The organism is Fulvimonas soli, from assembly GCF_003148905.1.
In the GTDB taxonomy this organism is placed as follows: domain Bacteria; phylum Pseudomonadota; class Gammaproteobacteria; order Xanthomonadales; family Rhodanobacteraceae; genus Fulvimonas; species Fulvimonas soli.
Genome location: NZ_QGHC01000014.1, coordinates 1 through 22,418, shown reverse-complemented (window position 1 = coordinate 22,418; position 22,418 = coordinate 1). Strand labels below are relative to the sequence as shown.

Here is a 22,418-nt window from a genome sequence, read left to right as displayed (position 1 = left end):
ACCTTTCGTGTCCAGCCCGCGCGCGGCGCCGCGCGCGATCCGTCGAGGAACCCGCCATGCCCGCACCATTGACGGCCAGCCTGCCCATGCCCGCCACCAGCGCCCCCTCGCCCCTGCCGCCCGCCGCCCACGACGGCGGCGACGCGCGCGCGGCGGGACGCGCGCCGGACGAGTTCGGCCGGCAGTTCCAGGCGGCGCGCCGCCAGCAGGCCGGCCCGCAGGAGCGCCGCGAGGCGCCCGCGCCGTCCGCATCGTCTGCTGCGGCCGCGGCGCCGGCCGACGGCGCGGATGCCGGCGACGCCGCGGCGGTCGCTTCCGCCGCGGCGCCGGTTCCGGCGGCGGGCGACGGCGATCCGTCCGCGGCCACCGCGACCCGCCCCGCCGGCAAGGACGGCGATGGCGACGATGCGTCGCCCGACGCCGGCGCCGCCGGCACGCTGGCGGCCGGCATGCTCGCGCTGCTCGGCCGCACGCCGGCGGCGGCGATCACCCCGGTGGCCGGCGGCGTCTCCAAGCTGCTGGCCGCGGCGATGCGCACGCCGGCGAAGGACGCCGCCGCGCCGCTGGCCGCGGATGCCTTGCCGGCCGACGCGGCTGGCGCGGTCGACGGCGCCGGCGGCGACGGGTCGGTGGCGACGGTGGCAACGCCCGACGTCGCCGGCGCTTTCGCCGCGGCGGCGGGCCTGGCCGGCGGCGCGCCTGCCGGGGCGGACGCCGCTGGCGTCACGCCGCTGCGCAAGCAGGCGCCCGGCCTGGCCGCCGACGCCAATGCCGCCCTGGCCGCCCTGGCGCCGGCGCCGCATGCCGCCGCCGCGCCGGCATCGGTACACACGCTCAGCGTGGCCAGCCCGGTCGGCACGCCGGCGTTCGCGCAGGAGCTGGGCCAGCAGGTGGCCTGGCTGGGCGGGCAGGACATCAAGCAGGCACGCATCCGCCTGCATCCGGAGGAACTGGGCCAGGTCGACGTGAAGGTCAGCGTGCAGCACGGCGGCCAGGTCGACGTGAGCTTCGCCGTGCAGCACCCCGGCGTGGTGCACGCGCTGCAGCAGACCCTGCCGCAGCTGGACACGCTGCTCGCACAGCACGGCCTGTCGCTGGGGCAGGCGCAGGTGGGCCACCAGCAGCAGGGCGGGCGCGAGGGCTCCTACGCCGCGCTGGCCGGCGGCGCGTCCGCCGATGTGGGCGAGGCCGAGCCGGCGGGCGCGGCTTCCGCGCTGCAGCCGTTGGGCAGCGGGTTGCTCGACGCCTTCGCCTGAGCGCGGGATGCCGCGCCCATGATCATCGCGGCCGGTGGCCGCTCCCACAGGGCTTGCGGCGGCCTTGCGGAAGCGGCCCCCGGCCGCGGGGCCCCGTCGGTTTCCGGACACCCGCCAGCGCGGCGTCGCGCCGGCCGCCGGTCGCGCGTCAAGAAAGCGCCGCCGCCGCGCGCCGATCCAGCGGGGACAAGGCCCGCGGGCCATGGCACGCCGCTTGCTAAACAGGTTCCGTAACCGCGGCGAGGCCATCCCGCCGCGCCGGACATCGCAAGCGCAAGAGGTCGGTGCATGGCTCAGACGGAACAGGAAGTGGCGCAGGCGGCCCCGAACAGGCGGGGCTCGCTGCTGGTGATCGTGCTGCTGGTGGCGCTGGTCGCGGCGCTGGGCGTGAGCGGCTACGCGCTGTTCGCCCTGCGCAGCCACGCCCCGGCGGCGGCCGCCGCCGAGGCCGAGCCGCCGAAGTCGAAGCAGGAGCTGTACCTGCCGCTGGACCCGGCCTTCGTGGTGAATTTCCGCGACGACCAGTCGATGCGCTTCCTGCAGGTCGGGGTGAGCCTGATGTCGCACGACCAGGCCGCGCTGGACGCCGCCAAGGCGGCCGACCCGGTGATCCGCGACGCGCTGGTCAAGCTGTTCAGCAGCCAGGACTACGCCATCCTCAGCGACGCCGCCGGCAAGCAGAAGCTGCAGGCGCAGGCGCTGGAGGCGGTGCGCCGGATCGTCGCGGCGCGCTACGGCAAGCCCGGCATCGAGGCGCTGTACTTCACCTCCTTCGTGATGCAGTGAGCGCCGGAGCGAGGCCATGAGCGACCTGCTCTCCCAGGAAGAAATCGACGCGCTGCTCGCCGGCGTCAACGGCGGCGAGGTCGAGACCAGCACCGACGAGCCGGTGCCGGTCGAGGCGGTGCGGCCGTACGACTTCACCCAGCAGGACCGCATCGTGCGCGGCCGCCTGCCCACGCTGGAGATGGTCAACGACCGCTTCGCGCGCTACTTCCGCACCTGCGTGTTCAACGTGCTGCGCAAGACCTGCGAGGTCTCGGTGCTGGGCGTGAAGATGGTGAAGTTCGCCGAGTACGTGCACGGCCTGGTGGTGCCGACCAACCTGAACCTGGTGAAGATCAAGCCGCTGCGCGGCACCGCGCTGGTGGTGTTCGAGCCGCGCCTGGTGTTCAGCGTGATCGACAACTTCTTCGGCGGCGACGGCCGCTTCCACGCGCGCATCGAGGGCCGCGACTTCACCGCCACCGAGAACCGCGTGATCCAGATCATGCTGGGCGAGCTGTTCGGCGCGATGGTGGAGGCGTGGGCGCCGGTGCTGCCGCTGGAGTTCGAGTACCTGAACTCCGAGATCAACCCGCAGTTCGCCAACATCGTCAGCCCCACCGAGACGGTGGTGGTGTCGCGCTTCCACGTCGAGCTGGACGGCGGCGGCGGCGAGATCCACCTCACCCTGCCTTACGCGATGGTGGAGCCGATCCGCACCCTGCTCGACGCCGGCGTGCAGAGCGACCGCGTCGAGCGCGACGACCGCTGGGCCGAGCTGCTGCACGAGGAAGTGCTCGACGCCGAGGTCGAGCTGACCGCGCTGCTGCTGGAGACGCGCCTGTCGATCGGCGAGTTCCTGCACCTGCGCCCCGGCGACGTGATCCCGGTGCAGCTGCCCGAATTCACCACGGTGTTCGCCGAGGACGTGCCGGTGTTCCGCGCCCGCTACGGCCAGGCCAACGGGCGCAACGCCGTGCGCTACCACGCTCCCACCGGCCGGCGCGAAGTGCGCCTGTCCGGCGACCTGACCCTGGAGAGGAAACCCGCATGACCGCCAACGATGCCACCGCCGACGCCTCCGCGCGCGTCCAGTTCGACACCTTGAGCGGCGCCGCCGGCGAGACGCCGGAGGTGAACCTGGACATGATCCTCGACGTGCCGGTGACGCTGGCCATGGAGGTCGGCCGCACCCGCATCAGCATCCGCAACCTGCTGCAGCTCAACCAGGGCTCGGTGGTGGAGCTGGACCGCGCCGCCGGCGAGCCGCTGGACGTGTTCGTCAACGGCACGCTGGTGGCCCACGGCGAAGTGGTGGTGATCAACGAGAAGTTCGGCATCCGCCTGACCGACGTGATCAGCCCCGCCGAGCGCGTGCGCAAGCTGCGCTGACGCCATGCCCGTGCTGCTCGCCTTCGCCCCCGCCGCAGCCGCGCCCGACTTCAGCGTCGGCGGCGAGCTGCTGCGCGTGCTGCTCAGCCTGGCCGGCATCGTCGCGCTGATCTTCGCCGCCGGCTGGCTCAGCCGCCGCCTGCAGGCGCGCACCGCGCCGGGCGGGCGGCGCATCCGCTGCGTGGAGAGCTTCGCGGTCGGCGCGCGCGAGCGCATCCTGCTGATCGACGCCGACGGCAAGCGCCTGCTGGTGGGCGCCGGGCAGGGCGGGCTGCGCATGCTGCATGTCTTCGAGGGCACGGCTCCGGCGCCGGAGCCGGCCGCGCCGGCCACCGCGCCGGGTTTCGGCGAGCTGCTGGCGCGCCTGCGGGGGCGGCCATGAGCGCGCGCCTGGCCACGCTCGCGCGCCGCCTGCTGCTGGCCGCGCTGCTGTTGCTGCCGCTGGCCGCGAGCGCCGCGCCGCAGGCGGCCGCGCCCGCCACGCCGGCGGCGGGCACGGCCGCACCGGCGCAGCCCGCGGCCGGCATCCCGGCGCTGACCGTGCGCGCCGCGGCCGGCGGCGGGCAGACCTGGACGCTGTCGCTGCAGGTGCTGGCGCTGATGACGGCGCTCACCCTGCTGCCGGCGATCCTGCTGATGATGACCTCGTTCACGCGGATCATCATCGTGCTGGGCTTCCTGCGCCAGGCGCTGGGCACGCAGGGCACGCCGCCCAACCAGGTGCTGCTGGGGCTGGCGCTGTTCCTCACCCTGTTCGTGATGTCGCCGGTGCTGAACAAGGCCTACGTGGAGGGCGTGAAGCCCTACATGGACGGCCGGCTCGCCGCCGAGCAGGCGCTGCCGGCGGCGGCCGCGCCGTTCAAGCGCTTCATGCTGGACCAGACGCGCGAGGGCGACCTGCAGCTGTTCGCCAAGCTGGCCAACGAGAAGCCGTTCGCGGACAAGGACGCGGTGCCGTTCCGCGTGGCGCTGCCGGCCTTCGTCACCTCGGAGCTGAAGACCGCGTTCCAGATGGGCTTCCTGCTGTTCATCCCGTTCCTGATCATCGACCTGGTGGTGGCCAGCGTGCTGATGTCGATGGGCATGATGATGGTGTCGCCGACGATCATCGCGTTGCCGTTCAAGATCATGCTGTTCGTGCTGGTGGACGGGTGGACGCTGCTGGTCGGCACGCTGGCCGGGAGCTTCTACACATGACCCCCGCCACCCGCTTTTCTCCCTCTCCCCTTCGGGGAGAGGGCCGGGGTGAGGGGCCGTTCTTGCGTCACCCTCCCGTTCTCGTCGCCCCGGCGCAGAGCCTGCCCCGGACTCGATCCGGGGCCGGGGCCCAGGGCGACGCGGCTCGGTTGTCGCCTGGCGCTCGGCGTATTCGTTTTTCCTGGCATTGCGATGGTCGGGTCCGCCTTCGGCGGGGTTCCGCCCGCCTGCCGGCGGCCGGGCTACTTCTCTTTGCTTGCCCACGCCCGCGCCTGGAGCGCGGGCGAACGGCGAAGCCGACCCGAAGGGCGGAGGGCAGGATGCCCGAAGTAAAGAGAAGTAGCCAAGAGAAAGGGCACCCCGATGGCGCGCCTTCCGGGCCTCCTGCCCGGAAGGTGCGCGGGCGGACGGCGGGGTTTTTCGACGGGGCATCCCGCCCCGACGAAAAACTGGCCGGCATCCTGCCGGCCACCCTTCGGGCTGGTCCGCCGCCCGCCCGCCGCGCCATAGGGGCCCCGAAGAGCGGCGCGCTTCCTGCGCGCACTTCTTGCACCCGCTGCGCGGGCGAAAGCCGAGAAGCGAAAAGTGCGGGGCGAGGAATGCGGGGCTTGCGGTATCCCCTTGCTCCCTCTCCCCGTCGGGGAGAGGGTTGGGGTGAGGGGGCAAGGCTTGCGGCGGCGCGGCTTCGTGCGGCGACCCCGCGCCTGGTTCTTTTCGCCACTTCCACGAACGGGCGCATTCGCAAGTACCGGCCCCTCACCCCGGCCCTCTCCCCGGCGGGGAGAGGGAGCAAAGGCGCGCGGCGCGAGGTTTTGGCATGACGCCCGAATCCGTCATCCAGTTCGGCCAGCACGCGCTGTACGTCGCCATGCTGGTGGCGATGCCGCTGCTGCTCACCGCGCTGGTGGTGGGCCTGCTGATCGGCGTGGTGCAGGCGGCCACGCAGATCAACGAGATGACGCTGTCGTTCATCCCCAAGCTGGTCGCGATGGCGCTGGTGGCGCTGATCGCCGGGCCGTGGATGCTGCGCACGCTGGTGCAGTTCACGCGGCAGCTGATCGAGGGGCTGCCGGGAGCGATCAAGTGACGCCGCAGCCGCTCGCGCTCGACCCCGCGCTGCTGCAGCCGTGGATCGGCGCGCTGCTGTGGACGCTGGCGCGGGTCGGCGGGCTGTGCCTGGTGGCGCCGGTGCTGGGCGCCGCGGTGATTCCCGCGCGCATCCGCGTCGGCGTGGCGGTGCTGCTCACGCTGGTGCTGCTGCCGCTGGCGCCGCCCAGCGCGATCGACCCGTTCGGCGCCGCCGGCGTGGCGGCGATGGCCGGGCAGCTGCTGCTCGGCGCGCTGCTCGGCTTCGTGCTCAGGCTCGCCTTCGAGGCGGTGGCCTTCGGCGGGCAGCTCGTCTCGCAGAGCATGAACCTGGGCTTCGCCGAAGTGGTGAACCCGACCGAGGGCGGCAGCACGCCGGTGCTCAGCCAGTTCCACACGGCGATGGTGACGCTGCTGTTCCTGGCGCTGGACGGCCACCTGCAACTCATCGCATTGCTGGCCGACAGCTTCCGCCTGCTGCCGCCGGGCACGGACGCGGTGAGCGCGGGCGGCGTGCACGCGGTGGTGGCCTTCGGCGGCCACCTGTTCGCCGGCGCGGTGCGCGTGGCGCTGCCGGCGATGACCTCGCTGCTGGTGGTGAACCTGGGCTTCGCCGCGATCAGCCGCGCCGCGCCCGCGATGAACCTGTTCGCGGTCGGCTTCCCGATCACCCTGACGCTGGGCCTGGTGGTGCTGTGGCTGGCGCTGCGCAGCCTGCCCGGCGCGTTCGCCGCGCTGCAGGACGACGCCTGGGCGCTGATGCGCCAGCTCGCCGGAGGTTGAGCCGTGGCCGGGCACGACGACGAGCAGGAACGCACCGAACAACCTTCCGAAAAGCGCCTCCGGGAGGCGCGCGAGAAGGGCGACGTCCCGCGCTCGCGCGACCTCTCCGGCGCGCTGGTGGTGCTGGCCGCGGTCGCGGCGCTGCTGTCCACCGCGCCCGGCGCCTACGTGCACGCGCAGCGCATCTACGCGCTGGGGCTGGGCTACGGCCGCGAGGCGCTGTTCTCCGACGCGCTGCCCGCGCGCGTGCTGGGCTTGGCGCTGCGCGAGGCGCTGCTGCTGTTCGCGCCGGTGGCGGCGGCGACGATGCTGGCGAGCTTCGCCGGCCCGGTGCTGCTGGGCGGGCTGAACTTCAGCGGCGAGGCGCTGCAGCCCAAGCTGGAGCGGCTCGACCCGCTGGCCGGCCTCGGCCGCATCTTCGCGCTGCGCGGGCTGGTGGAGCTGGGCAAGTCGCTGCTCAAGCTCGCCCTGATCGGCGCCGCGCTGGCGCTGCTGCTCCGGCACTGGGAGGGCGATCTGATGGCCACCGGCCGCGGCGCGGTGGCGGCCGGCATCGCGCAGTCGCTGGGCCTGCTCGGTCGCGCGGCGCTGATCTTCGGCGGCATGCTGGCGCTGATCGGCGGCGTCGACGCGCTGTACCAGAAGTTCGACCACGCCAGGCGCCTGCGCATGACCCGGCAGGAGCTGAAGGACGAGGCCAAGGAGACCGAGGGCAACCCGGAGATCAAGGGCCGCGTGCGCCGCGTGCAGTACGAGATGTCGCGCCGCCGGATGATGCAGGAGCTGCTCAGGGCCGACGTGGTGGTGACCAACCCCACCCACTTCGCGGTGGCGCTGCGCTACGACGAGGGCAGGAGCGGCGCGCCGCGGGTGATCGCCAAGGGCGTGGACGTGCTGGCCCAGCAGATCCGCCAGGTGGCCGCCGCGCACCGCATCCCGCTGGTCGAGGCGCCGCCGTTGGCACGCGCCTTGTATGCCACCACGGCGCTGGGACGGGAAATCCCCGTCGCGCTGTACGTGGCGGTGGCGCAGGTGCTGGCCTACGTCTACCAGCTGAGGCAGGCCGCCGCGCGCGGCGACGCGCCGCCGCCGGCGCCCAGCCCCGAGGTCGATCCGGACCTGATGGGTCCCTACAAGCCGTAACCGCCGGAAGGAACACGCATGGCCGCCACCACCAGCACCCTGGACAACCTCAAGCAGCTCGGCCGCCGCGGCGTCGGCGCGCCGGTGATGATGCTGGCCGCGCTGGCGATGGTGATGCTGCCGCTGCCGCCGTTCCTGCTGGACATGCTGTTCAGCTTCAACATCGCGCTGTCGCTGGTGATCCTGCTGGCGGTGATCTACGTGATGCGGCCGCTGGAGTTCGCCGCGTTCCCCACCGTGGTGCTGGGCGCCACGCTGCTCAGGCTGGCGCTCAACATCGCCTCCACCCGCGTGGTGCTGCTGCACGGCCACGACGGCCCCGGCGCCGCGGGCAAGGTGATCGAGGCGTTCGGCGAGTTCGTGATCGGCGGCAACTTCGCCGTCGGCCTGGTGGTGTTCGCCATCCTCACCATCATCAACTTCGTGGTGGTGACCAAGGGCGCCACCCGCGTGTCGGAGGTGACCGCGCGCTTCACCCTGGACGCGATGCCCGGCAAGCAGATGGCGATCGACGCCGACCTCAACGCCGGCCTGCTCACCCAGGAGCAGGCGCGCGAGCGCCGCCAGGAAGTGCGCGAGGAGGCGGACTTCTACGGCTCGATGGACGGCGCCTCCAAGTTCGTGCGCGGCGACGCCACCGCGGGCATGCTGATCCTGTTCATCAACATCGTCGGCGGCTTCATCGTCGGCGTGATGCAGCACGGCCTGTCGGCCGCCGAGGCGGGGCGCACGTACACGCTGCTCAGCATCGGCGACGGCCTGGTGGCGCAGATCCCCTCGCTGATGCTCTCCATCGCCACCGCGGTGATCGTCACCCGCGTGTCGCGCGCGCAGGACATGGGCAAGCAGGTGGTCGGCCAGGTGTTCGGCCAGCCGCGCGCGCTGGCGGTGGCCGGCGTGGTGCTGGGCGTGATGGGGCTGATCCCGGGCATGCCCAACATCGCCTTCCTGCTGCTCGGCGGCGCGCTGGGCGGCGCGGCGTGGCTGCTGCTCCGGCGCGAGCGCGAGACGCGCGAGAAGCTCGCCGCGCCGGCCGCCGAGGCGCCCGCCGCGGCGGCGCCGGCCGAGCGCATGGAGCTGGGCTGGGAGGACGTGGCCAGCGTCGACCCGCTGGGCCTGGAGGTGGGCTACCGGCTGATCCCGCTGGTGGACGTGCACCAGGGCGGCGAGCTGATGGGGCGGATCAAGTCGGTGCGCCGCAAGCTGTCGCAGGAGCTGGGCTTCCTGGTGCCGGCGGTGCACATCCGCGACAACCTCGACCTCGGCCCCAGCACCTATCGCATCACCCTGATGGGCGTGCCGATGGGCGAGGCCGAGGTGCACGGCGACCGCCTGCTGGCGATCAACCCCGGCCACGTGCACGGCCCGCTCAGCGGCATCGCCACGCGCGACCCGGCGTTCGGGCTGGAGGCGGTGTGGATCGAGCAGGGCCAGCGCGAGACCGCGCAGAGCCTGGGCTACACCGTGGTCGACCCGGCCACGGTGATCGCCACGCACCTGTCGCACATCCTCGGCAACCACGCGCACGAGCTGCTCAGCCACCAGGACGCGCAGCAGCTGCTCGACCGCCTGGCGCAGACCGCGCCCAAGCTGGTGGAGGACCTGGTGCCCAAGCGGCTGTCGCTGGGCGTGGTGGTCAAGGTGCTGCAGAACCTGCTGGCCGAGCGGGTGCCGATCCGCAACATGCGCACCATCGTCGAATCCTTGGCGGAGCACGCGGGGCAGAGTCAGGATCCCGGCGTGCTCACCGCCGCCGTGCGCGTGGCGCTGGGCCGGCAGATCGTGCAGGAGATCAGCGGCCTGGGCACCGAGATCCCGGTCATCACGCTGGCGCCGGAGCTGGAGCAGATCCTGATGAACTCGCTGTCCGGCGGCGGCATGGCCGGCGCGGCGGTGGAGCCGGGCCTGGCCGACCGCCTGCAGCAGGGCGTGGCCGAGGCCGCGCGCAAGCAGGAAATGAGCGGCGAGCCGGCGGTGCTGCTGGTGCCGCCGCAGCTGCGCCCGTGGCTGGCGCGCTTCACCCGCCACGTGGCACAGAACCTGCACGTACTCGCCTACAACGAGGTGCCCGACAACCGCCGGGTGCGGCTGGTGCAGGCGCTGGGGCGTTGAAACGTTGAGGTGAAGCAGATGACTCAGACGAAGCGGGAACGGGGAATGGGGAACGGGGAACGCGGAGGCGGTCGCAAGGTCGGCGCGCCGGTTCTCCCCGCCGCCTTCGTTCCCCGTTCCCTGTTCCCCGTTCCCGGCTTGCGGAGCAGGCAACCATGAAGATCAAGCGATTCGTAGCGCAGGACATGCGGCAGGCCATGCGCCTGGTGCGCGAGGAGCAGGGGCCGGATGCGGTGATCCTGTCCACCCGCCGCCTCGACGACGGCATCGAGATCATCGCCGCGGTCGACTACGACGAGGCGCTGGTGCGCGAGGCCGCCCGCCACGGCGCGCCGCTGCCGGCCGCGCCGCGCCAGGCCGAGGCGCCGGTGGTCGAAGGTTCCGCGGCGGGCGCCGGCGAGGCGCGGTTGCAGGATCGCGGCCGGAGGCCGCTCCCACCGGGCCGCGACGACGTGGCGGGAGCGACCTCGGTGGGAGCGGCCTCCGGCCGCGATCGCCCCGACGCCACCCCCCACCGCGCCGCCAACCCGACGCCGCCCGCCGACATTCCGGCATCGCCCGCCGCCGTGCCGTCGCGCGCCCGCACCGCGGAGGCCGCCGCGCCCAACGTCACCCGCATGGACAACGCCCGCGCCGCCGCCCCGGCGAAGCCGGCCGCGCCGGCCAGGCCCGCCGCCGCGCCCGGCGAGCCGGCACAGGTGCTGATGCACCCGCTGATCGAGCGCGCCGCCGCCGACACCCGCCGCCTGCGCGCCGAGCTCAACAGCATGCGCGAGATGCTGGAGCTGCAGCTGTCCAGCCTGGCCTGGAACGACATGGAACGCCGCCACCCGCTGCGCGCCCGCGTGCTGCGCGAGCTGACCCGCCTGGGCATCGACGCCGACGTCGCCCGCCGCCTGGCCGACGAGCTGCCGCAGGAGATCAACCCCGAGCAGGCGCGCTACCTGCCGCTGGGCCTGCTCAGCCGCGCGCTGCCGGTCGGCCTGCGCGGGCGCGGCGAGGAGGGCGGCGTGCTCGCCCTGGTCGGCCCCACCGGCGTGGGCAAGACCACCACCCTGGCCAAGCTGGCCGCGCGCGCGGTGCGCCGGCACGGCCCCGGCCAGGTCGCGCTGGTCAGCACCGACCACTACCGCATCGGCGCCGCCGCGCAGCTGGAGCACTACGGCCGCCTGCTCGGCGTGCGCGTGTACCCGGCCGACGACGCCGCCAGCCTGCGCCAGGTGCTGCGCATGCTGGAAGGCAAGCACACCGTGCTGGTCGACACCGCCGGGCTGGCCGGCAGCGACCCGCGGCTGGAGCAGCAGATGGACGTGCTCAACGAGGTCGCCCACGGCGGCGACACCGGGCTGCACGCCTGCGTGGTGCTGGCCGCCAACGCGCAGTCGCAGTCGCTGGACGAGGCGGTGCGCGCCTACCTGCCGCTGGAGCCGCACGCCTGCATCCTCACCAAGCTGGACGAGGCGCCCTGCCTGGGCGGCGCGCTGTCCGCGCTGATCCGCCACCGCCTGCCGCTGGACTACACCACCGACGGCCAGCGCGTGCCGGAGGACATCGCCGTGGCCGACGCGCGCGCGCTGGTGTGCCGCGCCGCCAAGGCGCTCAGGAGCAACGCGCCGGCCGAGGACGACCTGATGGCCGAGCGCTTCGGCTTCGCGGTGGCCCAGGCATGAGCGGGGCGGTCGCGATCAACCAGGCCTGGGGCCTGATGAACCTGTTCGCCGGCCCGGCCGGCCCGGCCGCCTGCCCGGCGGACCAGGCGGGCGCGCCCGCCGCCGCGGCGCGCCGGCCGTGCCGCGCCATCGCGGTGGCCGGCGGCAAGGGCGGCGTGGGCAAGACCACGGTGGCGGTGAACCTGGGCATGGCGCTGGCCATGGCCGGCCACGACACCATGCTGCTGGACGCCGACATGGGCCTGGCCAACGTGGACGTGCTGCTGGGCCTGACCCCCACCCGCCACCTCGGCCACCTGCTCGACGGCAGCGCCACGCTGGAGGAGCTGGTGATGGAGGCCCCGCACGGGCTGAAGGTGATCCCCGCCGGCTCCGGCGCGCGCCGCCTGGCGCAGCTGGGCAACGGCGAGCACGCCGCGGTGATCCGCGCCTTCGACGAGCTGGCGCGGCCGCCGGAGTTCCTGCTGGTCGACACCGCGGCGGGGCTGTCGGACAACGTCTCGATGTTCGCCGCCGCGGCCGACGAGGTGATGCTGGTGGTCTGCGACGAGCCGGCCTCGCTCACCGACGCCTACGCGGTGATGAAGGTCTTAAGCCGCGACTTCGGCGTGCGCCGCTTCCGCATGGTGGCGAACATGGTGCGCAACGCCGGCGAGGCGCGCTCGCTGCACCAGAAGCTGGCGCGGGTGTGCGACCGCTTCCTCGACGTGGTGCTGGATTTCGCGGGCCTGGTGCCGCACGACGAGCGGCTGCGCCAGGCGATCCGCCGCCAGGGGGCGGTGGTGGACCTGTGGCCGGCCAGCCGGTCGGCGCAGGCATTCAAGCAATTGGCGGGTGCGGCCGATACATGGGGCGAACCCGCGCGCGCGGGCCGGGGCCGCATCGCCTTCTTCGGCGGCCGGGCCGCACCGGTGGCGGGGTGGTGAGATGAGCGTGGCATCGGAATACCTGCAACTGCAAAAGCAGAGCGCGGACGAGCTCGTGCGCCAGCACGCGCCGCTGGTGCGCCGCATCGCCTACCACCTGATGGGCCGGCTGCCGCCCAGCGTGGACGTGGGCGACCTGATCCAGGCCGGCATGATCGGCCTGCTGGAGGCGGCGCGGAACTACGCCACCGACCGCTCGGCCAGCTTCGAGACCTACGCCGGCATCCGCATCCGCGGCGCCATGCTCGACGAGCTGCGCAAGAGCGACTGGACCCCGCGCTCGGTGCACCGCAAGGTGCGCGAGATGGCCGAGGTGGTGCGCCAGATCGAGATCGAGACCGGCGCCGACGCCGACGACGCCGAGGTGATGAAGCGGCTCGGCATGTCGCCGGAGGAATACCACGCCGCGCTGGCCGACGCCGCCAGCGCGCGCCTGCTCAGCCTCACCGCGCCGGACGACGGCGAGGGCGCCGCCGCGCTGGACGTGGCCGACCAGAACAGCCTGGGGCCGCAGGACAGCATCGAGCAGGAAGGCCTGCGCGAGGCGCTGATCGAGGCGATCGGCTCGCTGCCCGAGCGCGAGCAGCTGGTGATGTCGCTGTACTACGAGCAGGAGCTGAACCTCAAGGAGATCGGCGCGGTGCTCGGCGTGACCGAGTCGCGCGTCTGCCAGATCCACGGCCAGGCAATCGTGCGCCTGCGCGCGCGCCTGGGCGACTGGCGTGACGATGGAGGGAGTAGGGAATCGGGAACAGGGAACAGGAAAGGCCGTTCCCGCGAAGCTTCCGGTCCCTCCCGACGCTGACCGATTCCCCATTCCCGATTCCCTATTCCCCTTCAATCCCCGAGGAAACATGGACAAGAACATGAAGATCCTCGTGGTGGACGACTTCTCCACCATGCGGCGCATCGTCAGGAACCTGCTGGTGGAGCTGGGCTTCAGCAACCCGCTCATCCAGGAGGCCGACGACGGCAACAGCGCGCTGGCCATGCTGCGCGCGCAGCCGTTCGACCTGGTGGTCACCGACTGGAACATGCCCAACATGACCGGCATCGACCTGCTGCGCGCGATCCGCACCGAGCCCGCGCTCAAGGCCCTGCCGGTGCTGATGGTCACCGCGGAGAACAACCGCGACCAGATCATCGCCGCCGCCCAGGCCGGCGTGAACGGCTACATCGTCAAGCCGTTCACCGCGGTCACCCTGCAGGAAAAACTCACCAAGATCTTCGAGCGGCTCGCCGCCAGCGGAGCCACCGCATGAACGCCGTACTGCCCAGCATCGACCACGCCAACCTTCCGCCGGAAGTCCACGCGCTGCTCAACAGCACCGACGGCGCCGCCTTCGAGGCCGCGCTGGACAGCCTGGTGCGCCAGCGCGAGCAGCGCCTGTTCCGCGCGCTCGGCCTGCTCGCCCGCGACCTGCACGACGCGGTGCGCCGGCTCGGCAGCGAGCTCGCCCACGAGGGCGTGCCCGGCAGCGTCGCCGACGCGCGCAAGCACCTCAACGACGTGCTGGAGATGAGCGCGCAGGCCGCCCACCGCAGCATCGACTTCGCCGAGCGCATGCGCCCGGAGGCCGAGGCGCTGGCCGCCAACGCCAACGAGGTGCTGGCCTTCACCAGCAGCCCCAGCGACCCGGCCGCGGTGCTGGCGCGCCAGGCCGGCGACTTCGCCGACCGCTGCAGCCACGGCCTGGCCGACATGGTGATGGCGCAGTCCTGGCAGGACCTGTCCGGCCAGCGCATCAAGAAGGTGGTCAACTTCATCGAGAGCGTGGAGTCCTCGCTGCTGGAGCTGGTGCACCTCACCGGCGCGCTGGCCGGGCGCGAGCCGCCGCCGGCGGTGGAGAAGATCTCCAGCCAGGACGAGGCCGACCGCCTGCTCAGCGAATTCGGCTTCTGAGGGAGCCCTGCCGGCATGGACCCGACGCTGGACAGCGAGCTGCGCGACGATTTCCTGGTCGAGGCCGGGGAGCTGGTGCAGCGCCTGGGCGAACAGCTGGTGGCGCTGGAGGCGTCGCCGCGCGACGTCGAGCTGCTCAACGCGGTGTTCCGCGCCTTCCACACCGTCAAGGGCGGCGCCGGCTTCCTCGGCGTGGAGCCGATGGTGCAGCTGTGCCACCACGCCGAGGACCTGCTCAACGAGGCGCGCAACGGCGCGCTGCTGATCGACACCGCGCGGATGGACGCGCTGCTGGAGGCGCTGGACCTGCTCAACGCGATGATGGCCGCGCTGGCCGCCGGCGCGCCGCTGGCGATGCCGCCGGGCGCGCTGCTGGCGCGCCTGCGGCCGGGCGCCGCGCGCGCGCCGGCCCCCGCGCCGGCGCCGGTCCCCGCGCCCGCCGCGCCGGCGGACGGCGAGGCCGGCACCATCGACGACAGCGAGTTCGAGGCGCTGCTCGACACGCTCTATGGCACCGCCGCGCCCGGCACGGTGGAGCCCGCGCCGCTGCCGCCCGGCATGGCGCCGAAGGGCGAGGCCATCAGCGACGACGAGTTCGAGGCGCTGCTGGACGAGCTGCACGGCAAGGCCGCGCCCGGCGCCGCGGCGGCCCCGCCGCCGGCCGGCGGCGGCATCGACGACGGCGAGTTCGAGGCGCTGCTCGACCAATTGCACGGCAAGGGCGGCGCGCCTGGCCAGGCGCCCGCCGCGGCGCCCGTTCCCGCGCCAGCACCCGCCGCCGCGCCGGCCCGCGCCGCCGCGCCGGCCGCGCCGGAAGCCACCGTGCGCGTGGACACCGGCCGCCTCGACGCGCTGGTCAACCACGCCGGCGAGCTGCTGCTGGTGCGCAACCGCCTGCAGCTGCTCGCCGCGCGCAGCGGCGACGAGAGCCTGGCCGCCGCCGCCGGCGAGCTGGACCGCGTGGCCGACGAATTGCAGGGCGCCGTGCTCGGCATGCGCATGCAGCCGGTGGGCCGGCTGTTCCAGCGCTTCCCGCGCATCGTGCGCGACCTCGCGCGCCAGCTCGGCAAGGAGGTGGAGCTGGTGCTGGAAGGCGAGAGCACCGACCTCGACCGCAGCCTGGTCGAGGCGCTGGCCGACCCGATGGTGCACCTGATCCGCAACGCGCTCGACCACGGCCTGGAGACGCCGGAGGAGCGCGCGCGCGCCGGCAAGCCGCGCAAGGGCGTGGTGCGCCTGTCCGCCGCCCAGCGCGGCGAGCGCATCGTGATCGCGGTGGCCGACGACGGCCGCGGCATGAACCCCGAGGTGCTCAGGCGCAAGGCGGTGGAGAAGGGCGTGATCGACGAGGCCCAGGCCGCGCGCCTCACCGAGAGCGAGTGCTACGAGCTGATCTTCCGCCCCGGCTTCTCCACCGCCGCGGCGATCTCCGACATCTCCGGCCGCGGCGTCGGCATGGACGTGGTCAAGACCCGCGTCGCCGAGCTGGGCGGCACGCTGCAGGTGCGCTCGCGGCTCGGCCACGGCAGCGAGCTGGAGCTGGCCGTGCCGCTCACCCTGGCGATCCAGCGCGTGCTGATGGTGCGCGTGGGGCCGCGCCTGCTCGCGCTGCCGCTGTCCAACGTGGAGGAAGTGTTCGAGCTGGCCGCCGGGCAGGACAGCCTGCTCGACGGCCGCATGGTCGCCGCGCACCGCGGCCGCGCGCTGCCGCTGGGCGACCTCGCCGGCTGGGCCGGCGTGGCCGGGCCGCGCGGGCGCCACGTGGCGGTGCTGCACATCGGCCACCTGCGCCTGGGCTGCCTGGTGCACGAGGTGATCGGCCGCGAGGACGTGATGGTCAAGCCGCTCGGCCACCTGTTCGACGGCGTGCCCGGCGTGGCCGGCGCCACCGTCACCGGCGACGGCCGCCTCGCGCTGGTGCTGGACCTGGCCGGCCTCGCCGACGCCGGCGGCCAGCTGCTGCCCACCCTGAGGATCTCCGCCTGACATGGACATCGTGAGTCTCATCGGCACGATCCTGGCCTTCCTGGTCATCATCGTGGGCACCATCCTCAAGGGCTCCTCGGTGGACGCCCTGCTGAACCCGGCCGCGTTCGTCATCGTGTTCTGCGGCACCTTCGCCGCGCTGCTGGTGCAGACCCCCGGCAAGGTGCTCAAGCGCGCGCTGGCGATGCTGCCGATGGTGTACAAGCCGCCCAAGTTCCATCCCGACGACCTGATCAGCCGCATCGTCGGCTGGAGCGAGATCTCGCGCCGGCAGGGCCTGCTCGGGCTGGAATCGCAGATCGAGGCCGAGCCCGACCGCTTCGTCGGCAAGGGCCTGCAGCTGCTGGTCGACGGCGGCGAGCCGGAGGCCATCCGCAGCGTGATGGAAGTGGAGATGGAGGCGCGCGAGCACAGCGACATCGCCGCCGCCAGGGTGTTCGAGAACGCCGGCACCTACTCGCCCACCATGGGCATCATCGGCGCGGTGATGGGCCTGATGGCGGTGATGCAGAACCTGGCCGACCCGAGCAAGCTCGGCCACGGCATCGCCGCCGCCTTCGTCGCCACCATCTACGGCGTCGGCCTGGCCAACCTGCTGATGCTGCCGATGGCCTCGCGCCTGAAGGCGCTGGTGCACAAGCAGACGCAGATGCGGGTGATCCTGATCGAGGGCCTGGTGGCGATCGCCCAGGGCGACAACCCGCGCCAGATCGAGGCGCGCCTGCAGGGCTACCTGCCATGAGCAGGCGCAAGCGCCGCGAGGAGCACATCAACCACGAGGCGTGGGCGATCCCCTACGCCGACCTGATGACGCTGCTGCTCGCCTTCTTCGTGGTGATGTACGCGGTGTCGGTGGTCAACGAGGGCAAGTACCGCGTGATGTCCGAGTCGATCATCGAGGCCTTCAACGGCTCCAGCCACGTGATCGCGCCGATGCCGCCCAAGCCGACCAAGCCGAAGAACGTGGACCCGGCGCTGGCCGCGCCGCAGGGCCAGCCGGGCGCCGCGGTGACGCCGGTGGCGCTGCCGATCCCGCAGCGCCCCGCGCCGAGCCGGCAGCCCGACGCGCTCCGGCCGGCCCCGGTGTCCGCGCAGCAGCAGAACCTGGCGCGCATCCAGGACCAGGTGCAGCGCGCCATGCAGCCGCTGATCGACCGCAACCTCATCGTGGTGCGGCGCTCGCAGAACTGGCTGGAGATCGAGATCCGCACCGACATCCTGTTCCCCAGCGGCGTGGCGCAGCTGTCGGCGCAGGCCGGCGCGGTGCTCGACAGCCTGGCCGGCATCCTCGCGCCGTTCTCCAACCCGCTGCGGGTGGAGGGCTACACCGACGACAAGCCGATCAACACGGCCGTCTATCCGTCCAACTGGGAACTGTCCGCCGCGCGCGCCGCCAGCGTGGCGCGGCTGTTCGCCGAGCACGGCGTGGAGCCGAGCCGGCTGGGCATCATCGGCTGGGGCGAATACCGCCCGGCCGCCGACAACGCCACCGCCGAGGGGCGCAACCGCAACCGCCGCGTGCTGGTGGTGGTGCTCAGCGACGACAAGGCGCCGGCGCGCTTCTACAGCGACCCGGACAAGCCCACCTCGCCGGGCGAGCCGGCGCCGCCGCAGGTGGCGCAGGCGGGCGCCGCGCCCGCGCCGGCATCCGCATTGCCTGGCGCCACGCCGCCGGCCACGAACGCGCTGCCCGCTGCCGTCGCCGCCGCGCCGGGAGCGGCCGCGTCGCACGTCGTGACCCCGGACGCCGCCGGCCCCGCCGACGGCGGCAGCGCCGTCTCGTCGGCGCTGCCCAGCGTGCCGCTGATCCGCCGCGCCGCCCCGGCCGCCGAAACGCCGGCCGCCGCCGCGCCGGCGGTGGCGTCGCCGCTGGGCAGCGCCACGCTGGTCGTCACGCCGGACGGCGCGCATTGAGCGCCGCGTCCGGCCAGCCGCAGGAGAACCGCGCATGAGCCCCGCCACCCCGCTTCCCGTCGACGCCGCGCAGCGCTGGTTGTCCTTCCGCCTTGCCGGCCAGCGCTACGCCGCGCCGCTGGCGCAGGTCAGCGAGGTGATCCGCGAGGGCGAGCTCACCCCCGTGCCCGGCGCCGCCGGCGACCTGCTCGGCATCCGCCACCTGCGCGGCCGCATCGTGCCGGTGATGGACGGCCGCCTGCGCCTGGGCCTGCCGCCGCTGGAAGAGGGCGGCCACGGCGCCGTGCGGCTGGTCATGCTCAGCCACGAGCAGCACCTGATCGGCCTGCGCGTGGACGCCATCGGCGAGCTGCTCGACGTCGCGCCGGAGGCCATCGCCCCGCCGCCGCCCGACCGCGCCAGCCGCAGCGACGACCCGGTGCGGGGCGTGTTCGCCGTGCCCGGCGGCTTCGTCGCGCTGCTCGACGTGCCGCGGCTGTGCCGCGTGCCGGAGGCATCCCGGGCGTGAGCCGGCGCGCAGCGGCCCGCGGACGCCGCAGCGTCGGTGGGAACGGGCAAGCCGTCCAGGGGCGATAGGCCGGCGCGGCGGGACGGGACCGGGCCGTCGCCATTTCTGCCATCGGACGAAAGAGCAGGGCACGCGGGACCGGACGCCTCGCGCACCGCGCTGGCCTTGCCGGCAGCGCGCGGCCGGCTTCTACGTGCCGCCTTTCCCCGGCCCGGCCTTCTGCACGGCCTCCACCAGGAAGGACCCCGCGATCAGCAGCGTGCCGATGAGGCCGAGCCACTGGAACCAGGGATTCTTGAAGACCTCGTCCGTCAGGTCGCTGCCCTGCGCGATCTGCAGCCGCAGCAGCCGCACTTCCTGCGCGAGGTCGGCCTGGCGGTCCCGCGGCCCCGCGCCCAGGCCGGCCGGGTCCAGCGCGCTGCGGATGGCGGCGATCTGCTGCGCCCGCTGGGCCTGTTCGTGCTGCTCGATGCCGACCGCGTAGACGCTGGCGACCAGGATCAGCATGGTCCCGATGCAGCGCAGCAGCGGCGGCATCCAGTCGCGGGCGTCGCGCATCGGCGGCTCCTCGTCATTGCGCTGCCGGGCGGGTTCCGGTGCGCGGCGCGGGGGTGCGGTTCGCGCGGCCTCGTCCATGCGACGGCCTCCCGGAATCGCTCAGAACCGCCAGGTCAGGCCGAGCAGCGGCCCGCCGATGCGCACGTCGTGCACGTGGCCGCCGTCGCGGTAGTCGGTGGACACCATGCGGTAGCCGGCCGAGAACATCCAGCGGCGGCCGAGCGCGCGGTTGTACAGGGCGAGCCACTGCCAGCTCCGCTTCGCGCCCACGCCGAAGCCGCCCAGGTCGGCGTACAGCAGCATCTCGTCCTTGGTCGTGAAGGCGCGGCGGTAGCGCGCGGCGAGCACCGGGTCGATCCACTGGAAGCGGTCCGCCATCGACAGCACCGGGGTGCCGCCCAGCCTGGCCGAGACATGGCTCCTGACCCGCCACCACCGCGCGCCGCCGTACACGTCGAAGGACTGCTGCGCATCCTCGTGCAGCCGGTAGCCGCTGAGCGCCAGCAGCGTGGTCTGGCTGAAGCCACCGCGCGCGGTCAGGCCGGGCATCACGGGGATCGTGCCGCTGTCCGAGGACGAGGTGTGGTTCAGGTCGCCCAGCAGTACCCACCGGCCGCGCCGGGCCATCGCGTTGACGAACAGCGATGCGTCCAGGTTGTCCCAGACCTCGCTGAAGGACTTGTCGATGGAGACCGCCGGCGCCTGCCGCATCGGGCGGACCTGGCCGGAAAAGCCCGCCAGCCAGGCATAGGTGGAAACCGTGGCGCGCCAGGCAGGCGGCGATCCCGACTCGGGAGCATCGACGCCCACCGGGGCGTCCTCCGCCGCCGGTGCCTGCTGCGCCCGGGCCTGGTGGCCGCCGGAAGCGAGTCCCAGGGCCGTCAGTACGGCTGCGACGCGGTAGCGGAGCATCGGCTGTCCTTACCGGAGTGGCTGGCCCCACGATACACCGCCCGCGCGCCGCTGGCACTGCATGCCGCATCCCCGGTGGAGTACAGTCGCCCGGAACCAGCCCAAGGGGACGCGACCATGAACTTGCGTGACCGGATGAGGAACTGGGCGGCGGGCGTCGCGCTCGCCGTGTTGGCCGCGGCGGCCGTGCCCGCCGGCGCGTGCACCCGCGTGGTCTACCTGGGCGCGAACGGCGACGTCATCACCGCGCGCTCCATGGACTGGAAGGAGGACGTGGGCACCAACCTGTGGGTGTTCCCGCGCGGCATCCACCACAACGGGCAGGCCGGGCCGAACTCCGTCGAGTGGACCTCGAAGTACGGCAGCGTCATCGCCTCGGGCTACGACATCTCCACCACCGACGGCCTGAACGAGAAGGGCCTGTCCGCGCAACTGCTGTGGCTGGTGGAGAGCCAGTACCCCGCCTACCGCAAGGACAAGCCGGCGCTGGCCCTGTCGCTGTGGGCGCAGTACGTGCTGGACAACTTCGCCACGGTGGACGAGGCAGTGGCGGCACTGGGGAAGGAGCCCTTCTTCGTGGTCACCGCCAACGTGCCCGGGCAGGACCGGCTGGCGACGCTGCACCTGTCGATGTCCGACGCCAGCGGCGACAGCGCCATCGTCGAGTACATCGGCGGCAGGCAGGTGATCCACCACGGCCGCCAGTACCAGGTGATGACCAACTCGCCGACCTTCGACCAGCAGCTGGCGCTCGACGCCTACTGGAAGCAGGTCGGCGGCACGGTGATGCTGCCCGGCACCAACCGCTCGGCCGACCGCTTCGCGCGGGCCTCGTTCTACGTCAACGCCATCCCCAAGAACGAGGACCCGGTGGAGGCGCTGGCCAGCGTGTTCAGCGTGATCCGCAACGTGTCGGTGCCCTACGGCATCAACACGCCGGAGGAACCCAACCTCTCCTCCACGCGCTGGCGCACGGTCGCCGACCACAAGCGCATGCTGTACTTCTTCGAGTCCGCGCTGACCCCCAACACCTTCTGGGTGGACCTGAAGAAGCTCGACTTCGGCGCCGACACCGGCAAGGTGATGAAGCTCGACCTGGGCAAGGACCAGCGCAACACCTTCAGCGGGGAGGTCAGTGCGGATTTCAAGGTGGCGAGGCCGTTCAAGTTTCTTGGGGTCTAGCTGTGATCTCTCAGTAGGTTGTTCATCCGGGGCATCTCTGGAAGATGGGGGTTACCAAGCCAACCCAGCCCCCAGGAGCCCCGGATGAACCTGCATAAACATGCCCGTCTTAGCCCTCGCGGTCGAGCCCTGCTCGTGGACCGAGTCCTTGTTCACGGCCTTCGGGTGGAAGAAGCGGCGCATGCGGCGGGCGTCAGCGTGCGAACCGCGTACAAGTGGCTGAAGCGGTTCCGGGAGGAAGGACAGGCGGGTTTGGCCGACCGCACCTCCCGGCCGCATACCTGCCCCTATGCCACGGCCCCGGCCCTGGTGGAGCAGGTGCTGGCACGAGGGCGTTCGCGCCAGACCTACCGGCAAATCGCCCAGCAGGTGCCCGTGGCACCCAGCACCATTGCCCGGGTGCTGCGCCGTGCAGGCCTGCACCGGTTGGCCGAACTGGAGCCGGCAACGCCGGAGAACCGCTACGAATACGCCCGGCCCGGACAACTGCTGCATCTGGACATCAAGAAACTGGGACGGATCGGTTCGCCGGGCCATCGCGTCACCGGCGACCGTTCGCACCGCCATCGCGGCATCGGCTGGGAGTACGTCCATCGGGCCATCGACGATCACTCGCGCGTGGCCTTCGGCTCCATCGAATCGGACGAACGTGGGATCAGCGCCTGCAAGGCCCTGATCCGCACGGTTCGCTACTACCGGGGCTTGGGTGTGCACTTCGAAAAACTGCTGACCGACAACGGCGCCTGCTACAAGTCACGTCGCTTCCGCCGCCTGGTTCGGCGGCTCGGCATGCGTCACCTGCGCACCCGGCCCTATACCCCGCGCACCAACGGCAAGGCCGAGCGCCTGGTGCAGACCAGCCTGCGGGAGTGGGCTTACGCATGCTCCTACGACAACTCCGAGCAGCGCGCCAACGCCCTCACTCACTGGCTGCACCACTACAACTGGCATCGTCCGCACGCCAGCCTTGGTTACAAGCCGCCCATCTCCCGCATCCCGCTGAACAACGTACTGGGTTTACACAGCTAGGTGTGGAGCTTCAATAGGTTGTTTTGATCAAGCGTCAGTCGAGCCATGGGTGTCTGACCACCAAGTGCGCTGTGCGGACGGTGGCAGTTGTAGTGG

General features: G+C 72.8%; 23 protein-coding genes. 21 read left to right on the top strand and 2 right to left on the bottom strand.

What is annotated here, in order from left to right; genetic code table 11:
- Positions 1–56 precede the first annotated feature (56 nt).
- The 19 genes from C7456_RS14670 (at position 57) to C7456_RS14580 (ending at position 18,641) form a co-directional block, all read left to right on the top strand.
- Positions 57–1,256, top strand: a complete 1,200-nt coding sequence (locus tag C7456_RS14670; protein WP_146203586.1) for a flagellar hook-length control protein FliK — start codon at positions 57–59, stop codon at positions 1,254–1,256.
- Positions 1,257–1,544: 288 nt separating this feature from the next.
- Positions 1,545–2,042 carry a flagellar basal body-associated FliL family protein gene (locus tag C7456_RS14665; protein ID WP_109724556.1) on the top strand — a complete coding sequence of 166 codons (498 nt, stop codon included), beginning with the start codon at positions 1,545–1,547 and terminating at the stop codon, positions 2,040–2,042.
- A 16-nt stretch (positions 2,043–2,058) separates the two neighbouring features.
- Positions 2,059–3,075 (top strand): flagellar motor switch protein FliM, encoded by a 1,017-nt coding sequence (fliM, locus tag C7456_RS14660; protein ID WP_109724555.1) that lies wholly within the window; start codon positions 2,059–2,061, stop codon positions 3,073–3,075.
- Positions 3,072–3,413 carry a flagellar motor switch protein FliN gene (gene fliN / locus C7456_RS14655; RefSeq protein ID WP_109724554.1) on the top strand — a complete coding sequence of 114 codons (342 nt, stop codon included), beginning with the start codon at positions 3,072–3,074 and terminating at the stop codon, positions 3,411–3,413. The genes fliM and fliN overlap by 4 nt, the downstream gene beginning before the upstream one ends.
- A gap of 4 nt (positions 3,414–3,417) precedes the next feature.
- On the top strand, positions 3,418–3,795 hold the full coding sequence (fliO, locus tag C7456_RS14650) for a flagellar biosynthetic protein FliO (protein ID WP_109724553.1): 378 nt from the start codon (positions 3,418–3,420) through the stop codon (positions 3,793–3,795).
- Positions 3,792–4,610 (top strand): flagellar type III secretion system pore protein FliP, encoded by an 819-nt coding sequence (gene fliP / locus C7456_RS14645; RefSeq protein ID WP_109724552.1) that lies wholly within the window; start codon positions 3,792–3,794, stop codon positions 4,608–4,610. Before fliO ends, fliP begins: the two co-directional genes overlap by 4 nt.
- An 817-nt stretch (positions 4,611–5,427) precedes the next feature.
- Positions 5,428–5,697, top strand: coding sequence for a flagellar biosynthesis protein FliQ (fliQ, locus tag C7456_RS14640; protein WP_109724551.1), 270 nt, complete (start codon positions 5,428–5,430; stop codon positions 5,695–5,697).
- Positions 5,694–6,479, top strand: coding sequence for a flagellar biosynthetic protein FliR (gene fliR, locus C7456_RS14635; RefSeq protein ID WP_109724550.1), 786 nt, complete (start codon positions 5,694–5,696; stop codon positions 6,477–6,479). The genes fliQ and fliR overlap by 4 nt, the downstream gene beginning before the upstream one ends.
- Before the next feature lie 3 nt (positions 6,480–6,482).
- On the top strand, positions 6,483–7,622 hold the full coding sequence (flhB, locus tag C7456_RS14630) for a flagellar biosynthesis protein FlhB (protein WP_109724549.1): 1,140 nt from the start codon (positions 6,483–6,485) through the stop codon (positions 7,620–7,622).
- A gap of 18 nt (positions 7,623–7,640) precedes the next feature.
- Entirely contained in the window at positions 7,641–9,734 is a 2,094-nt protein-coding gene (gene flhA / locus C7456_RS14625) for a flagellar biosynthesis protein FlhA (RefSeq protein ID WP_109724548.1), read from the top strand.
- Positions 9,735–9,889: 155 nt separating this feature from the next.
- Positions 9,890–11,404, top strand: coding sequence for a flagellar biosynthesis GTPase FlhF (flhF, locus tag C7456_RS14620; RefSeq protein WP_109724547.1), 1,515 nt, complete (start codon positions 9,890–9,892; stop codon positions 11,402–11,404).
- Positions 11,401–12,330: a MinD/ParA family protein gene (locus tag C7456_RS14615; protein WP_109724546.1), complete on the top strand. Its 930-nt coding sequence runs from the start codon at positions 11,401–11,403 to the stop codon at positions 12,328–12,330. The genes flhF and C7456_RS14615 overlap by 4 nt, the downstream gene beginning before the upstream one ends.
- Before the next feature lies 1 nt (position 12,331).
- Entirely contained in the window at positions 12,332–13,135 is an 804-nt protein-coding gene (locus tag C7456_RS14610; RefSeq protein ID WP_109724545.1) for an RNA polymerase sigma factor FliA, read from the top strand.
- A gap of 49 nt (positions 13,136–13,184) precedes the next feature.
- Positions 13,185–13,592, top strand: a complete 408-nt coding sequence (gene cheY, locus C7456_RS14605; protein ID WP_109724544.1) for a chemotaxis response regulator CheY — start codon at positions 13,185–13,187, stop codon at positions 13,590–13,592.
- A complete protein-coding gene (locus C7456_RS14600) occupies positions 13,589–14,233 on the top strand; it encodes a protein phosphatase CheZ (protein WP_109724543.1) in 645 nt (214 codons plus the stop codon). The genes cheY and C7456_RS14600 overlap by 4 nt, the downstream gene beginning before the upstream one ends.
- Before the next feature lie 15 nt (positions 14,234–14,248).
- The gene (locus C7456_RS14595; protein WP_109724542.1) at positions 14,249–16,219 is read left to right on the top strand and encodes a chemotaxis protein CheA; all 1,971 of its coding nucleotides are present in this window, start codon (positions 14,249–14,251) and stop codon (positions 16,217–16,219) included.
- 1 nt (position 16,220) lies between these two features.
- Positions 16,221–16,961 carry a flagellar motor protein gene (locus C7456_RS14590; protein WP_109724541.1) on the top strand — a complete coding sequence of 247 codons (741 nt, stop codon included), beginning with the start codon at positions 16,221–16,223 and terminating at the stop codon, positions 16,959–16,961.
- Positions 16,958–18,133 carry a flagellar motor protein MotD gene (gene motD, locus C7456_RS14585; RefSeq protein WP_109724540.1) on the top strand — a complete coding sequence of 392 codons (1,176 nt, stop codon included), beginning with the start codon at positions 16,958–16,960 and terminating at the stop codon, positions 18,131–18,133. The genes C7456_RS14590 and motD overlap by 4 nt, the downstream gene beginning before the upstream one ends.
- Before the next feature lie 34 nt (positions 18,134–18,167).
- Complete coding sequence (locus C7456_RS14580; RefSeq protein ID WP_109724539.1) at positions 18,168–18,641, top strand: chemotaxis protein CheW; 474 nt, start codon at positions 18,168–18,170, stop codon at positions 18,639–18,641.
- 189 nt (positions 18,642–18,830) lie between these two features.
- Here the strand turns inward: C7456_RS14580 and C7456_RS14575 are convergent, their stop codons facing one another.
- Both C7456_RS14575 and C7456_RS14570 read right to left on the bottom strand, forming a co-directional pair.
- Positions 18,831–19,199 carry a hypothetical protein gene (locus C7456_RS14575; RefSeq protein ID WP_139942985.1) on the bottom strand — a complete coding sequence of 123 codons (369 nt, stop codon included), beginning with the start codon at positions 19,197–19,199 and terminating at the stop codon, positions 18,831–18,833.
- Positions 19,200–19,298: 99 nt separating this feature from the next.
- Positions 19,299–20,111 carry a hypothetical protein gene (locus C7456_RS14570; RefSeq protein ID WP_139942986.1) on the bottom strand — a complete coding sequence of 271 codons (813 nt, stop codon included), beginning with the start codon at positions 20,109–20,111 and terminating at the stop codon, positions 19,299–19,301.
- A gap of 117 nt (positions 20,112–20,228) precedes the next feature.
- Here C7456_RS14570 and C7456_RS14565 point away from each other — a divergent pair, with 117 nt between their 5' ends.
- Positions 20,229–21,293 (top strand): linear amide C-N hydrolase, encoded by a 1,065-nt coding sequence (locus tag C7456_RS14565; RefSeq protein ID WP_245889888.1) that lies wholly within the window; start codon positions 20,229–20,231, stop codon positions 21,291–21,293.
- Between the two features lie 84 nt (positions 21,294–21,377).
- Entirely contained in the window at positions 21,378–22,322 is a 945-nt protein-coding gene (locus C7456_RS14560; RefSeq protein ID WP_109724535.1) for an IS481 family transposase, read from the top strand.
- The last annotated feature ends 96 nt before the right edge of the window (positions 22,323–22,418 follow it).